The organism is Thioclava sp. SK-1, from assembly GCF_001705665.1.
GTDB lineage: Bacteria > Pseudomonadota > Alphaproteobacteria > Rhodobacterales > Rhodobacteraceae > Thioclava.
On record NZ_MDHA01000044.1, the window covers coordinates 245,810 to 261,287 of the forward strand.

Genomic DNA, 15,478 nt, shown 5'->3' on the forward strand with positions numbered 1-15,478 from the left:
GGACGACAGCTATGAAACTTACCCTCTCCACATTTGCGCTCATGTCACTGGCTGGCACCGCCTTGGCGCAAACCACGGTGCAAAGCTGCGGCCGCACCGTCACATTTAACGCGCCACCAAAGGCCGCGATTTCCCATGATGTAAATCTGACAGAGATGATGCTGGTGCTGGGGCTTGCCGATCACATGGTTGGCTATACCGGCATTTCAGGATGGAAAACGCTGGACGAGGACATGACACTGAACGTTCAAGAGCTACCCGAACTTGCCGCGCAATACCCCTCTAAAGAAGTGCTGATCGGTGCCGATGCAGATTTCTTCTTTGCCGGATGGAATTACGGCATGAAAGTCGGCGGCGAGGTCACGCCACAGACCTTGGCGCCCTTTGGCATTCAGGTCTATGAGCTGACGGAAAGCTGCATCCATATCGGCAAGAAAGACCCCGCCTCAATGGAGGATATGTATAATGACCTGCGCAATCTGGGCCAAATTTTCGACGTATCCGACCGCGCCAATAAATTGATCACCGGCTATCAGTCCCAGCTGGCGACATTTTTGGACACGCTTACCCCACTGGCTATGCCGCCGCGGGTCTTTGTCTATGACAGTGGCGAAGATGTTCCATTTACCGCCGGGCGCTACGCCATGCCCAACGCCTTGATCGAGGCCGCAGGCGGCAGCAATATCATGGGCGATCTTGAGAAAAGCTGGGCCACCGTTGGCTGGGAAGCCGTGATTGAGCGCAATCCAGAGGTGATTGTGATCGTGAATTACGGCGAAGTTTCAGCCGAACAAAAACGCGATTTCATGATGTCCAACCCTGCATTCGCAACCATGGACGCTGTACGCAATGATCGCTTTGTGGTTTTGGATTATGTCGAAGCCACGCCAGGGCCGCGCAATATTCGGGCGGTTAAAACCCTCGCCGCCGCGTTCAGGGGCGAGTGACGCAAGATGATAATGTCGCAGCAATTGACAACACGGCGCATGTCCGCGCGGGTTTGGAGCATTGGGGCGCTTGGGCTTGTGCTGTTGCTTGGGTCAGTGTCGATTGCTGTCAGCGTCGGGGCGATCGCGATCCCGCTGGATGTTGTCTGGGGGGTTTTGATCAATAAGATCGCCCCTGACACCATTCCCGTGGATTGGTCCAGCGGGCGCGAGGCCATCGTATGGGATATCCGCCTTCCCCGCGCCATCCTTGCCTGCCTTGTGGGCGCGGGCTTGGCGATGGTTGGTGCCAGCCTTCAGGCCGTGACGCGTAATCCCCTGGCCGATCCGCATCTGTTGGGCATTTCGGCGGGCGGGGCATTTGGCGCGATTTTGGCCCTGCTGCACACAGGGTTGTTCATCGGGCTTTTGACCGTGCCGCTGTTGGCATTTCTGGGCGCGCTTGCATCTACAATGCTGGTACTGGCGGTATCGCAATTTGCATCCGCCACCAGCGCGGACAGATTGGTTTTGGCGGGGGTCGCAGTATCTTTTATCGTAATGTCAGCGGCCAATGTGCTGATCTTTTTGGGCGATCCCCGGGCCACGCATACGGTGGTGTTTTGGATGCTGGGCGGGCTGGGTTTGGCGCAATGGGATCAGCTTGTATACCCAGCGGTCATCTTGCTGGGCTGTGGGGCCTATCTTTGGGCAAGATCCGGTATTTTGAACGCCATGTCTTTGGGGGATGAAACCGCGACAACGCTGGGCATTCCGGTTGCGCGGTTTCGGTTGACCGTGTTTGCCATCGGCGCATTATTAACCGGGGTGATGGTTGCCTTTTCGGGGGTAATTGGATTTGTCGGGCTGATGATCCCGCATATCGTGCGCCTTCTTGTCGGCGGGGATCATCGCCGCCTGTTGCCAATATCTGCACTGTGCGGCGCTGTGTTTCTGGTTTGGGCCGACATTATTGCCCGGATCGTTATGGCCCCAGACGATATGCCGATCGGTATTGTCACGGGCCTGATCGGCGGCATGTTCTTTGTATGGCTACTGCGCCGCCGCATCACATAAACATTGTTCCCCCGTCAAGGCGCCACTACCGGCGCGCCGCGTGGGATATAAGCTAAGGTCAGAGCAAGGGGGCATGACAGGGCCAAACCCTGCACAAGGCACCCATGAAACGCAGGATTAAATGGGGGCCAGGTCAGTTGGCCGTCCCAACCCCCGCGCCTGCCTTTGACCATTAAACGAAACAAGCGCGCCCGGATCTGGGCGCGCTTGTTTCGTTTAAAGAGCCATTGCCAGTGTTTAGGCTGCTTCGGCTTCTTCTGCGGCCATTCGGCGTTCGCTCTCTTCACGAGACAGCGCAACCGAGGTCCGCACACCCTTGGAAACAAAATCCATCAGACCCTGCACCACACGTTCATTCGGGTCGATACCAGAGCATGACAGAACCTCGCGGCCATCGCGCGAGCGCGCCCAGCGAGCAATCTGTTCAGGTCCGTTACCGTATTTTTTGTCATCGGCAATCGCATCATCTAACGCAGCAAGGACGACGGCAGCAAACAGCTTCCGTGCTCGTTGGCCTTGCTCATAGTTGAATGCGGAGCCATCAACGAAATCGCGCATTATTCCGTCCTTTTTATTGCTCTTGCGTTTCCTGGCGTGACGGTCATGTAGGGCTGTTCGCCTGCGATTCGATATGCCCCCATAAGCATAGCTGCCATGCATATAACACATAGCTAAGGCATGGCGAGTGCAATATACACGAAACGGCACTGAAATCTTTACTATATGTAGTGTTCATATATTTGATTTCATGGAAAAACCCGCATCATATAGGGGTGGTTTTTATTTTGCACGAATATCAGGCAAAGCCCTTTAACCATAGGGAACCACACCATTTTACGACAATCGCTCGCATTATCGTGACTTAGCTTAGCTTTACCCTTCGTTAACCGTATTCAGAGTAACCTTCGCACCCTCGCACAGCATCTCGTCGCCAACGCGGTCAAAACGTAAATAGGCCAGCGCATGATCCCCAGACCGCGTCAAGATTTGCCCTGCAACCTTATCGTTGGACGTGATCTGTGCCCCGAATTCGGCATCCCCAGCCACCGTAACCGTGGTCAAGCCTTTGCGCAGCTCTGTCTTATGTTTCATCCGGGCAGTGACCTCTTGCCCGACATAGCAGCCCTTGCGGAAATCAACACCCGACAGACGTTCAAAGCCATATTCCAGAATGAAACTGTCTGCCGTTAGCTCCAACCCTGTCTCGGGAATGCAATGCGCAACCCGGATCGCGTCAAAATCCGTGCCGTCATCGCCAGATCGCGCCCCATACAGCCGCCACCCCAGCGCAGGATGCCGTGGATCAGCAACAGCGCCCTCGGGTGCCTTCTGGGTGCCGCGAAACACTGACAGCGTCGATGGCACAATCGCCACATCCGCACGCAATTTATACATCAGCAGCCGTTTGATCGTCGGCCCGGCAATTGAGGCATCGATATCAAGTAAGATCGTCTCGCCTTGCTCAACCAAGATAAAATCGGCCAGATATTTGCCCTGCGGCGTTAAAAGCGCGGCGTAAACCGCCCCGTGCGACAGCTTGCGCATGTCATTTGTCACCATGCCTTGCAGAAAGCTTACGCGGTCTACGCCGGTCACCTCAAAAATTGCTCTGTCTGTCATGATGTGCTCCTTTGCCTGCAATATAGGCACCCGACCCAAATGCGCCAAGGTCAGATTGTGTCGGTTACGCAGTGACGATTGACCCAGTTTTGCTCTGGCTCTACCGCTTAGGAATCGCTTTTTCGCAAGGATATCCGTCAGATGACTCTCGCCAACGGTCGTAGCTATCTTGCCATCCCCGGCCCTTCTGCCATGCCCGACCGGGTACTGCGTGCCATGCATCAGGCGGCGCCCAATATCTACGAGGGAGAGATTGAAACACTGGCGGCGAGCATTGTCGAGGACCTGAAATATGTTGCACAAGGCCCGCAGGCCCATGTTGCGATCTATATCTCTAATGGGCACGGCGCGTGGGAAGCCGCGAATTCCAACATGTTTTCGCGCGGCGATACGGCCTTGGTGTTGGCCACCGGGCGGTTTGGCCTTGGCTGGGCCGATCACGCACGCAGCATGGGTGTCGACGTAGAAGTCATTGATTTCGGTCTGAAATCTGCCGCTGATCCCGTGCAGCTAGAGGCGACACTACGCAAGGATACGGGTCATAAGATCAAAGCAGTCATGGTCACGCATATCGATACCGCGACCACTGTGCGCAATGATATTCCCGCGATGCGCGCCGCAATTGATGCGGTGGGCCACCCTGCCCTTTTGGCGGTGGATTGCATCGCATCGCTGGGCTGTGAGCCGTTTAAAATGCAAGACTGGGGCGTGGACATCATGGTCGCCGCCTCCCAAAAGGGGTTGATGGTGCCGCCCGGTCTTGGTCTGGTATGGGCCAGCGACAAAGCAATTGCTGCGTGCCGTGATGCAGATCTGCGCACACCCTATTGGGATTGGACGCCCCGGATGAACCCTGAATTTGTGTATCAATATTTCGGCGGCACCTCCCCGACACATCATCTGTTCGGCCTGCGCGAGTCGCTTGACATGATCAAGGAAGAGGGGCTGGACGCGATCTGGGCCCGGCATAAAACATTGGCGCGCGCCGTGTGGGCCGCCTTTGATACATGGGGCGCACAAGGCGATATCAGCTTGAACTTGGCTAATGATGCCAGCTTACGCGGATCTTCGGTGACGGCAGCGCGCATTGGCAACGGCGGCGCAGAACGGCTGCGCAAATGGCTGGAAACACAGGCCGGCGTGACATTGGGCATCGGGCTGGGCATGGCCGAACCAGGCACGAAAGAGGCCGATGACTTCTTGCGTGTCGCCCATATGGGCCATGTAAATGCACATATGACGCTTGGCGTTTTGGCGACAATAGAGGCCGGCTTGCAAGCGCTGGACATTCCGCATGGTCCGGGCGGTGTGGCCGCCGCCGCTGCCGTGGTTGCCGCCCATACGGTCGCATAACGTCTAGGGGGTGCCATGCGCCTCATACCAGGCGATCATCCAGTCCAGCTCGGCTTGTTCACGGGCGATGATCTGGCCCGCGCGGCTGCGTAGGGCCGGATCTTCCCCGTAATCACGCACCACCTGCGCCATCGCCAAAATGCTGCGGTGTTCCGGGATCATCATCTTGACGAAATCGCGATCCACATCTCCGGTTAATTGCTTTGGCGTTTCTTGCAGCATTTCATCACGCGCGTCCTTGAACGCGGCGGTCGAAGGGGCGGCATCTGCCGTGCCGGTCACCCCTGTGCTATCTGTCGCGATAATATTGGGTTGGATCGCGTCTTTGTAATGCGGCTCTTGCGCATAGGCGCCAAATGCCAATGCAAAGGCCAGTGGGCTTAGCATGGCTATTCGGTGATATCTTTTTGCACGGCTCATCGTCCCCTCCGTCGTCGGTCTTATCCAACATTGGCAAGGAACAATGATCGCGTGCAAATCACTGCTCAGAGAGAGCGCCGTGACCGGCCCATCTTAGGGCTTTGACACCGTTTGATCAGCGGCTTTCAGCGCAGCAGGCAATTGCTGGGCCAAAACGTCCAGCTCTGCGTCCGGGCCACATGATACGCGGATACATCGATCCAATGGCGCCACACCGGGCATGCGCACGAACACATCGCGCGCAGCCAGCTGCGACAACACCGCGCGGGCATAGACGCCGTCACGTCCGCAATCGATGGCAACGAAATTTGTAGCCGACGGCAGGGGGCGCAAACCATTGTCATGCGCAATCTGCGCGATGCGCCCGCGCGCGCCCTCAATCAGCAGTTTCATATAGGCGGCCCATGTGCGGTCTTGCAGCGCAGCCAAGGCACCCGCCTGTGCAATCGCATTCACCCCGAAATGATTGCGCACCCGGTCAAAGGAGGCGATCACCGAAGTGGCCCCCAGCGCATAGCCAATCCGCGCCCCTGCCAGCCCGTAGGATTTGGAAAATGTCCGCATCCGGATCACGCGCGGGTCATCAAGGGCGGTGGTGGGCACGGCCTCTGGTGGGGCCATTTCCAAATAGGCCTCGTCCAAGCACAGTAAAGTGCCCGCAGGCAAAGCCGCAATCATCGCGTCAATCTCGGCCCCCGTCAGCCATGACCCCATCGGGTTGTCGGGATTGGCCAGGTAGATCAACTTGGCTCCGGTCAGCCGTGCGCGGTCCAGAAGCGCTTCTGGGTCTTCGCGATCATCACGGTATGGCACTTTATGCAAAACGCCGCCAAACCCGGCCACATGGTAATTGAACGTCGGGTATGCGCCGTCCGATGTCACCACCGCATCCCCCGGCGCGATCAACAGGCGCACCAAAACGCCCAAAAGCCCGTCGATCCCCTCTCCCACAAGGATATTGTCCGGCGTACAGCCGTGAAACTGTGCCAAGGCGTGGCGCAGTTCATGGCTCAGACTGTCACCATACTTCCAGATATCCGCGGTTGCCCCGGCCATGGCTGCCATCGCACGCGGTGACGGGCCAAAGCCGTTTTCATTCGCGCCCAAACGTGCCGCAAACGGCGCGCCGCGCTCTCGCTCAAGCGTCTCGGGCCCCACAAAGGGAACAGTGGCAGGCAGGGCGGCAACAAGCGGGGTCAGGCGAAGATCGTATGTCATGGCATCACCGCTATCAGCTTGGCCGATAAGCGCAAGCGAAACTGCAAAAAACCGGCCCGCGACAGCGCCTGCCGCAGGCCAATGACATCATGCAAGGCGCAGGCGTGGCCGGATGATCATGTCAAACACCAGCACTGCGGCTAAAACCGCACCCGCCATCGGAAAGGCCAGCGCCAGAACAACCGCAATCCATTGTGCCACACGCCAACGTGGCATGTTCTTGGGCGGGGGTGGCGCATGTATCGCCCAACGTCCCGCAGGACGCCGCTTCCACCACATCACAACACCCGACAAGCATAGGAAGATAACGCCAAAACAGACGACAGTATTGGCCAGCACGCTCCAAAATCCCAAGGTGCCCATATGCAACGCAATACCTACGGCCATCGCCTTGCCCATCATGCTGTAATCGGCAAAGCGCACATCGGCCAGAATATCCCCGGAATATTGGTCAATATGCACGATGCGATCGGATGTTGGATCGGTCGAGTCTGTCGACATAGAATCGCGGCTGATGGTCCAGACCCCACGCGCGGTCATGGGCATATTCAGCTGATATCGGCCGTGAAAGCCGATCTCATGCGCGAAGGCCACAACCCGGTCCATATCCGGGCTGTCCCCCGCCGATCCTGCCTGTGTGATCATCGGCATATCGGCCATCGACCCATGTCCAGCATGCGGATCAGACGCCGGCATCGGTGTCTGCTCTAACGCCCAGGGCACCTCTTTGGTGCCTCCATTAAGCGCCTGCGCATGGGTGACATCGCTGACCGGGATCCCGGAATATTTCCCCGCTGGAAAGCTGGACCAGGCTTGCACCATTTTTTCGCCCCAGACGCCGGTCCACGACAAGCCCGAGATCAGGAAGAAAAGCAACGCGACCGACAGCCACAGTCCCACCGCACCATGCAAGGAGCGCCACAGGCTGCGCCCGCGCAACCCCCATCGCGGGAGCGTTTCACGCCACCCACGCCCATCGCGCGGCCACCACAAATACAGGCCTGTCACCAGCAGAATGATCCCGAAAGACGCTGCAATCTCGATCATCCGGTCGCCGGTTACGCCGATCATCAGATCACTGTGCATCGTATCCATCGTGTCATACCAGCCAGAGCGGCGGCTGAAACTGTCCAGCACGGCAGCTGAATACGGGTCCACCACGGCCATCATCTGCCCATCGACCGTATCGATACGGAAGATCGCTGCCCTGTCCGCGCCGCGGGGCGCGATATATTGTGCCACTGTGCCGCCTTGGGGGAAGGCTGCCAAGGCCGCATCCGCCTGAACCGAGACGGGTAAGGCCGTGTCTTGGGCGATCACGCGCATCGTCTCCCCATCGCGGCCATCAATCCAGGCGATCCACAACATTGTCATCCCGGTCACTGCAAGCATTAGAAAAAAGGGAATAACATATAATCCGGCATAGAAATGCCAGCGCCAGACAGCACGGTAAAATGTTGCCTTGCGGCCCAGATCGGGCGCTGCGTCAGAGGGTGAGGGTGTTGAAAGGGCGGCCATCAGCAGGCCCCCAGTTCGCGAAAACTGTATAACATCATTTATGGCTCCGATATCCGCCGCCAGATTTGGCGCGGAGTGGTCTGATTTCTTTACGAAAGACTAGGATCAGGCAGATATCGGCGGGGCGCGGGCCACCCCATCATATAATGGACGGCTGGCCTGCCAATGCACCGGGCCGCGCAGCGCATGCCGGGCGGTCTGATAGGTCACCCCACGCTGCGGAATGTTCGGCGCAACGGCGGTATCTGTGGCGTGATGCAGCAGGCAATGATGGGCCGGCGCGGATTGGCGCTCAATCGGTGTGCCATTGGCATCAAGCACCAGCACTTCTAACCCTGTGCCGGTACAAATCACCACTGTCTGCGCGCCAATGACTTCTGCCAACACCGCCGAGGATTTCGGCAGCGCCACGCCCAACAGAACGCTTAGAACTAAAAGGCAACGTAGGATGCGCAACACCATGCGACCACCCTAAGCGACGGTCGCTAAGGGGGCAACGGCAAACGCCTGTGGGATTATGTCGCAGACCTGTTTCCAAGCCAGCGCCACCCTACGCGTCCACCGGTTCAGCCCGCCACAAACCAACAGACATAAAACGGCCCCCGGCAAAGCTGCACGGGGGCCAGTTTCGTCAATCAGGCTCGTTCTGGTTCACTGCCCTCGAAAGCGGTTTATTTGCCTAGGCCATCTCGACGTCCAGGGCGAGCGCACCCGCCCCCGATCTGGGTCATTGCGTTCAATGCAGCTGTTTGGCGCCGCAGCTCATCAATGTGACACGGGTCGTGCGCCCCGCCATCTGGATTTCTGTCACGTTTAACGCCTGCGGTGTGCGGTCATGTTCCAGCACCTCAATCGAGGCACCGCCAAAGCTGGCATCAACCAGATGTTTCAATGCAGGGCCGGCCAGCTCGGCCTGATACCCGCCGGAAATGCGGCGCAATGGAACATCGGCAAAGGCTTGTGTTGCAATGATCAGCTGCATTGGATCGTCCTTGTGAACGCAAATACTCTTAACTCCGGCACCCAAACGGCCCCGGTTAGGGTATCCCCGGTCGCGACTGCGCACATCCGGGGACGGTCATTTTGCGGCAATCGCCCTTAGCTGCAACCAGAGGTGCCGCCACAGGTGTTGCACTTCATGCAGGTGCCATTGCGCACCAGCGTGTAATTGCCACAATCGCCACAGGCTTCGCCCTCATAGCCTTGCATCTTGGCCTTGGCGCGCCGGTCCATCGACACCGTGCCCGATGCCACCGCAGTGGATGCCTGCGGCTGTTGGCTGGGCTGGGTGGCAAACGCAGTGACGCTTTCGCTGGTTGCGGTGACGGTCGTCGTCGTCGCCTGTCCGCCTTGCAGCACCATCAGCTCTTGCGGCATCCGTTTACGCAGATAGCCCGAGGACGAGATCTGGCGCAGCACTTCCAAAGATTTTTGCGCCGCATCTTCGCTGATGTCTTCGATATTGGTCTGACCTTCATGTGAGCCACCGCCCAGATCATCAAATGTGTGGCCCTGTGGTTTGACATGCGCCAGATCGGTGCGATCCAGATAGGAAATCGCCAATTCGCGGAACACATAATCCAGGATCGAGGTGGCCGATTTCACCGAGTCATTGCCCTGCACCATGCCAGCGGGTTCAAATTTGGTGAAGGTGAACGCATCGACGAATTCATCCAACGGCACGCCATATTGCAAGCCAACTGACACAGCGATGGCGAAGTTGTTCATCATCGCGCGGAAGCCTGCACCCTCTTTGTGCATATCGATGAAGATCTCGCCAAGCGCACCGTCATCATATTCCCCGGTGCGCAGATAGACCTTATGACCGCCGACAATCGCCTTTTGGGTATAGCCCTTGCGGCGCGAAGGCAGCTTTTCACGGTTGGACCGGACCAGCTCTTTGACGATCACTTTCTCAATGATCTTTTCGGCCAGAACAGCGGCTTTTTCCTGCGGCGTACCCGAGGCCAGAACCTCTTCTGCCTCTTCGTCGTCTTCGATCAGCGCGGCGGCCAATGGCTGCGACAACTTCGACCCGTCACGATACAGCGCGTTGGCCTTGATGCCCAAGGACCATGACAGCTCATACGCCGCTTTCACGTCTTCGATGGTGGCATTGTTCGGCATATTGATCGTTTTTGAGATCGCGCCGGAAATGAACGACTGTGCCGCGGCCATCATCGTAATGTGGCTGTCCACCGACAAGAAGCGCTTGCCTTTCTTACCGCAAGGGTTGGCGCAGTCAAAGACCGACAGATGTTCGTCCTTCAGATGCGGCGCACCCTCCAATGTCATCGTGCCGCAAACATGATCATTGGCAGCGTCGATCTGGGCCTTGGTAAAGCCAAGGTGGCGCAGCATGTCAAAAGACGGGTCGTTCAATTTGGCCACTGGAATACCCAGTGTTTTCAAGCAGAAATCTTCGCCTAGGGTCCATTGGTTGAACACAAAGCGGATGTCGAATGCCGATGGCAGCGCCGCGGCAATCTTTTTCAGCTCGGCTTCACCAAACCCGTGACCGATCAATGATGTGGTGTTGATCGCCGGGCAATTGCCCAACGAAGCATGACCAACAGCATAAGACACGATTTCCTCGGCCTGCGCCGATCCATAGCCCAGCTTTGCCAAGGCCGCAGGAACCGATTGGTTGATGATCTTGAAATACCCGCCACCGGCAAGCTTCTTGAATTTCACCAATGCAAAGTCTGGCTCGATCCCGGTCGTGTCACAATCCATCACCAGACCGATCGTGCCAGTCGGTGCGATGACCGACACCTGGGCGTTACGGTAGCCGTGCTGTTCACCCAGCGACAGCGCCTGATCCCATGCGCCTTTGGCCAGCGCGGTCAGACCCTCTTGCGGGCAGTTTTCCAGATCCAGCGGAACCGGCTTCACCGCCAGGGCTTCATAGCCGTCGGTTTTACCATAGGCCGCATTGCGGTGGTTACGGATGACGCGCAGCATGTGATCGGCGTTTTTCTTATAGCCTGGGAAAGTTCCCAGCTCCCCCGCCATTTCGGCCGAGGTTGCATAGGACACGCCGGTCATGATCGCGGTCAAGGCACCGGTCAACGCCCGTCCCTCGTCACTGTCATAGCCGTAGCCCATATTCATCAGCAAACCGCCGATATTGGCATAGCCCAGACCCAGGGTGCGGAAATCATAAGACCGCTGGGCGATCTCTTTTGATGGGAACTGCGCCATCAAAACCGAGATTTCCAGCGTCACTGTCCAGATGCGGGTGGCATGCATATAGGCTTCTGCATCAAACGCGCCGTCCTTATAGAAGGTCAGCAAATTCATCGACGCCAGGTTACATGCGGTATCGTCCAAGAACATGTATTCCGAACATGGGTTGGACCCACGGATCGGACCATCTTCCGGGCAGGTGTGCCATTCATTAACTGTGTCGTGGAACTGAATCCCCGGATCGGCGCAGGCCCAGGCCGCATGACCCACCTGTTCCCACAGATCCCGCGCCTTGATCGTTTTGGCGACAGAACCGTCGGTGCGCTTTAGCAGTTCCCAATCGGCATCATCTTTGACAGCCTGCAAGAACGCATTGGTCACCCGCACCGAGTTATTGGAGTTCTGACCCGAGACCGAGGAATAGGCCTCAGAATCCCAATCAGTGTCATAGGTTGGGAACTCAATCGCGCTGTAGCCCTGACGTGCGTATTGCAATACGCGCTTGATATAGGTTTCCGGGATCATCACACCCTTGGCGGATTTGATCGCCGCTTTCAGCGCCGGGTTGGTCGATGGATCGACCGAGCTTTCATCAGAGCCATCAAAGGCGCGGATCGCTTCAAAGATTTTGTTCAGCTCGCGCTCATGCAGTTTGGAACCCGCAACAAGCGAGGCCACTTTCTGCTCTTCGATGACCTTCCACGACACGAATTCCTCAATATCGGGGTGATCCATATCCACGATCACCATCTTGGCGGCGCGGCGCGTGGTACCACCCGATTTGATCGCACCGGCTGCGCGGTCACCGATTTTCAAAAAGCCCATCAGGCCAGAGGATTTACCACCGCCCGACAGGGCCTCATTCGCGGCACGCAGGCTGGAGAAGTTTGTGCCTGTGCCCGAGCCGTATTTGAACAGGCGCGCTTCGCGGACCCACAGGTCCATGATGCCCCCGTCATTAACCAGATCATCATCGACCGACTGGATAAAGCAGGCATGTGGCTGCGGATGTTCATAGGCGCTGTTAGACGCGGTCAGTTTGCCGGTTTTGTAATCGACATAATGGTGGCCCTGACCCGGACCGTCGATCCCATAGGCCCAGTGCAAACCGGTGTTGAACCATTGCGGGCTGTTGGGCGCACCCATCTGTCCGGCCAGCATGGCACGCATTTCGTCATAATAGGCCTGCGCATCGGCTTCGGTGGTAAAATATCCACCCTTCCAACCCCAATAGGCCCAAGCCCCTGCCAAACGGTCAAACACCTGCTTGGCCGAGGTTTCGCCGCCGAAACGCTCTTCCTTTGGTAGTTTCGCCAAAGCGGCGTCATCTGCAACCGAACGCCACAAAAATTCTGGCATTCCCTTTTCAGGGACTTTCTTCAAGATGGCCGGAATGCCAGCCTTGCGGAAATATTTCTGCGCCAGGACATCGGACGCAACCTGGCTCCAGCGTGCCGGAACCTCTACCGCATCATTGCGGAACACGATCTTGCCGTCAGGGTTCTTGATCTCTGACGCAGTGGTGGTGAAGGAAATGTCGCCATAGGCACCGTTTTGTGCCGTCGTGAACTTACGTTCAATTTTCATCTGCCCTGATCCATCTCGTGTACAAACTCTGCCAAGCGATGTCTAAACCGAACAGCGCACGCCACCGCGACCTAACGCGAAGCGATGTCCTGGCATGTGCCATGTGACTTGAGCTGACCGGGCCTGCGGACACCACATATTGTGTCGCCATCGCCGATTGGCCACAAATTGACGGAGAGCGCCGCTCAGGTCAATGAATCTTTCACCATTCAAATACGGTTTTTCGAGTTGACGGTTGGCGCATATTTTTGGCCGCCAAAGGATTGTGCGATTCCTCCACAAGATCCACCGCCGCCCCTGTGGACAAGTTAACGCCACATAGCCAAGCTATATTGGAAAAAATCGCGATATCTAGGGATTTTCCACCGGTTTCATCCACAGCCTACCACATGTAGTTAAGAATTCTTAACGATGCCGATCAAATTTTACGCAATTTCCGGGGCAGTAATTTTGTGGCGTTGTGGTCACAGGTCACAGGGCCACCACATGTGGTATAGGCCGAATCAAAAACATTGGACAATCCGAAGATTTCCAACGTGACTGACTACCAAATGTAATTGAAGTGGTCGGGGCAGCGAGAATCGAACTCACGACCTTCTGTACCCAAAACAGACGCGCTACCAGGCTGCGCTATGCCCCGACTGCGCTCTCTCTAACGATAGTGATCAGAAAGGAAAAGGGGGTATGTGATTTTTTTTGAAACTATTTGCACGGTGCCGCCGCATCGGGCTGCGATACTAGATTGTGTGCCATAATGGCGCCCGGCAGCAAACCAAGCGCACGCGCCTGCCCTGCGTTGACCTCTAAGACAAATTGCGCAGGCTGGGCTGAGGGAATCGGCGTTTCATCATGCGGGCGCGCATTTTCATGCAGATCGACAACGGTGCCGCTATGATCCATGAACACCATATCCAGTGGTATCAACGTGTTCTTCATCCAAAAGGCCACATCATGTTCGCGCGGATAAACAAACAGCATTCCGGCCTGTTGTGGCATGGAGTCGCGGAACATCAGCCCGCGGGCCCGCTCATCGGCGGTCTGCGCCACCTCAATGGCAATTCTCTGCGCCCCGTTATCGGTTTGGAAAATCGCCGCATCTGGGGCGCAGTGTGTAAGCTGCGCGGCACCAGCGGTTACGGCCCAAATCGTCATCATGAAAGACAAGATAAACTGCCGCATTGCCGCCCCCCCCCAAAAAATCACCGATGTTTCGACAGCAGGCTATCAGCCCTCTTCACTGCTGCGCAAGGCAACGTCCCATGAGACAACCTGCGCGGCCATTCTGCCCCGGCGCCCGTCAATCACCCGTAGGCAGATCGCCTCCCCCGGGCCAAGGTCGGCAAAGCCAGACCGGCGCAGCACTTCGATATGAATAAACACATCCTCTGGCCGGCCGAAAACATTGGCAAAACCAAAGCCTTTGGCCTTATCGAACCATTTCACACGCGATGGTTCCAACGGCAAGGTGTGTAAATCCTCAACCTCGGCCCGGCCTAAATCTTCGATCGGCGGGACATTTTCATCGCCTTCAGGGGGTTCAATCTCAAGCACTTCAACGGCCTGCACACCGCGCGGCGTGGCCTGAATATGCACTGTAATTTGGGCATTATCTGCCACCGAGCCTTGGCCAAAATTGCGCAAGACGTTGGCGTGCAGCAAAATATCCGGACCACCCTCGGCATCCAAAATAAATCCGAACCCTTTACCAGGGTCGAACCATTTTACCTTTCCGGTGAGTTTCCGCTGGCCCGCTACCGAGTCGTCCATAAAAAAATCCGATACATCATAAATGGTTGCCCCGCAGCGGCCCAACTGCAGGTTCCCCCCAGTGTCGCAAATTTTCACACGCAATCAAGAGAAAAGTTCGAAATTGTCATATGTTACCGACTTCACGAAGCGTGAAATCACGGATTTAAGCGTGTGATCAGCCAGTTATCTGACGCAAGGTCACGCACCCAACGGAACCGATCATGTAACCGAAATGCACCATCCGCCCAGAACTCAATTTCCGTCGGAATAATGCGATAACCGCCCCAAAATGGCGGACGGTCGGGGTTGGTTCCCAATCGCGGAGTCAGCTTGGCAACTTCGGCCATCAAGGTCGCGCGCCCCTCCAGTGGCTGGCTTTGATGGCTGGCCCAGGCACCAAGGCGCGATTTCAGCGAACGTGATTTATAATAGGCATCCGCTTGCGGCCCGTCCTCGCGCGCCACCGTGCCGCGCACCCGAATCTGCCGGCGCAGAGACTTCCAATGCATCACAAATGCAGCCTTGCCCGCGTCATCGATTTCCTGCGCCTTGACCGAACCGTAATTCGTGTAAAACACAAAAGCCCCGCCTGATGGTGCGCTGCTGGGTTCGATCTCTTTCAGCAAGACCATACGCGCATTGGGCATCCCATCGGCATCCACTGTTGATAATGCGATGGCATTGGGGTCGTTGACCTCTGTCGCCTCGGCTTCGGTCAACCATGATTGCGCGATCACGAAGGGATCATTCCCTGCAAATTTTCCGCTGCGATCTGACATAAACGGCACTCCTGCGTGGTCTGCGCCACATCACGCGTGGCG

The 15,478-nt window shown here is 56.9% G+C and carries 14 protein-coding genes and 1 tRNA gene; 3 read left to right on the forward strand and 12 right to left on the reverse strand.

Annotated features, from left to right (window positions below):
* The first annotated feature begins 11 nt into the window (after positions 1–11).
* Positions 12–947: an ABC transporter substrate-binding protein gene (locus BFP70_RS11085; RefSeq protein ID WP_066011630.1), complete on the forward strand. Its 936-nt coding sequence runs from the start codon at positions 12–14 to the stop codon at positions 945–947.
* Between the two features lie 39 nt (positions 948–986).
* A complete protein-coding gene (locus BFP70_RS11090) occupies positions 987–2,003 on the forward strand; it encodes an iron ABC transporter permease (protein ID WP_255356676.1) in 1,017 nt (338 codons plus the stop codon).
* 237 nt (positions 2,004–2,240) lie between these two features.
* Here BFP70_RS11090 and BFP70_RS11095 read toward each other — a convergent pair whose 3' ends face one another.
* Both BFP70_RS11095 and BFP70_RS11100 read right to left on the reverse strand, forming a co-directional pair.
* Entirely contained in the window at positions 2,241–2,561 is a 321-nt protein-coding gene (locus BFP70_RS11095) for a DUF6280 family protein (protein WP_066011632.1), read from the reverse strand.
* A gap of 315 nt (positions 2,562–2,876) precedes the next feature.
* Positions 2,877–3,623: a folate-binding protein YgfZ gene (locus BFP70_RS11100; protein WP_066011633.1), complete on the reverse strand. Its 747-nt coding sequence runs from the start codon at positions 3,621–3,623 to the stop codon at positions 2,877–2,879.
* 141 nt (positions 3,624–3,764) lie between these two features.
* On the opposite strand from BFP70_RS11100, the gene BFP70_RS11105 reads away from it, so the two are divergent.
* Positions 3,765–4,976: an alanine--glyoxylate aminotransferase family protein gene (locus BFP70_RS11105; RefSeq protein ID WP_066011634.1), complete on the forward strand. Its 1,212-nt coding sequence runs from the start codon at positions 3,765–3,767 to the stop codon at positions 4,974–4,976.
* Between the two features lie 3 nt (positions 4,977–4,979).
* Here the strand turns inward: BFP70_RS11105 and BFP70_RS11110 are convergent, their stop codons facing one another.
* The 10 genes from BFP70_RS11110 to pdxH form a co-directional block, all read right to left on the reverse strand.
* Complete coding sequence (locus tag BFP70_RS11110; protein WP_083217460.1) at positions 4,980–5,396, reverse strand: DUF305 domain-containing protein; 417 nt, start codon at positions 5,394–5,396, stop codon at positions 4,980–4,982.
* A gap of 93 nt (positions 5,397–5,489) precedes the next feature.
* Positions 5,490–6,614 carry a pyridoxal phosphate-dependent aminotransferase gene (locus tag BFP70_RS11115; protein ID WP_066011636.1) on the reverse strand — a complete coding sequence of 375 codons (1,125 nt, stop codon included), beginning with the start codon at positions 6,612–6,614 and terminating at the stop codon, positions 5,490–5,492.
* A gap of 87 nt (positions 6,615–6,701) precedes the next feature.
* Positions 6,702–8,132 carry a PepSY domain-containing protein gene (locus BFP70_RS11120; protein ID WP_066011637.1) on the reverse strand — a complete coding sequence of 477 codons (1,431 nt, stop codon included), beginning with the start codon at positions 8,130–8,132 and terminating at the stop codon, positions 6,702–6,704.
* Positions 8,133–8,237: 105 nt separating this feature from the next.
* Positions 8,238–8,594, reverse strand: coding sequence for a hypothetical protein (locus tag BFP70_RS11125; protein ID WP_066011638.1), 357 nt, complete (start codon positions 8,592–8,594; stop codon positions 8,238–8,240).
* A gap of 274 nt (positions 8,595–8,868) precedes the next feature.
* Entirely contained in the window at positions 8,869–9,114 is a 246-nt protein-coding gene (locus tag BFP70_RS11130; protein WP_066011639.1) for a hypothetical protein, read from the reverse strand.
* Between the two features lie 116 nt (positions 9,115–9,230).
* Positions 9,231–12,908, reverse strand: coding sequence for a vitamin B12-dependent ribonucleotide reductase (locus BFP70_RS11135; protein WP_066011640.1), 3,678 nt, complete (start codon positions 12,906–12,908; stop codon positions 9,231–9,233).
* Positions 12,909–13,471: 563 nt separating this feature from the next.
* A tRNA-Pro gene (locus BFP70_RS11140) sits at positions 13,472–13,548 on the reverse strand.
* A gap of 62 nt (positions 13,549–13,610) precedes the next feature.
* Positions 13,611–14,087 (reverse strand): DUF192 domain-containing protein, encoded by a 477-nt coding sequence (locus BFP70_RS11145; protein ID WP_066011641.1) that lies wholly within the window; start codon positions 14,085–14,087, stop codon positions 13,611–13,613.
* Between the two features lie 45 nt (positions 14,088–14,132).
* Positions 14,133–14,675 (reverse strand): cold-shock protein, encoded by a 543-nt coding sequence (locus BFP70_RS11150; protein ID WP_066011756.1) that lies wholly within the window; start codon positions 14,673–14,675, stop codon positions 14,133–14,135.
* A 137-nt stretch (positions 14,676–14,812) separates the two neighbouring features.
* The gene (gene pdxH / locus BFP70_RS11155; RefSeq protein WP_066011642.1) at positions 14,813–15,436 is read right to left on the reverse strand and encodes a pyridoxamine 5'-phosphate oxidase; all 624 of its coding nucleotides are present in this window, start codon (positions 15,434–15,436) and stop codon (positions 14,813–14,815) included.
* Positions 15,437–15,478: the final 42 nt, after the last annotated feature.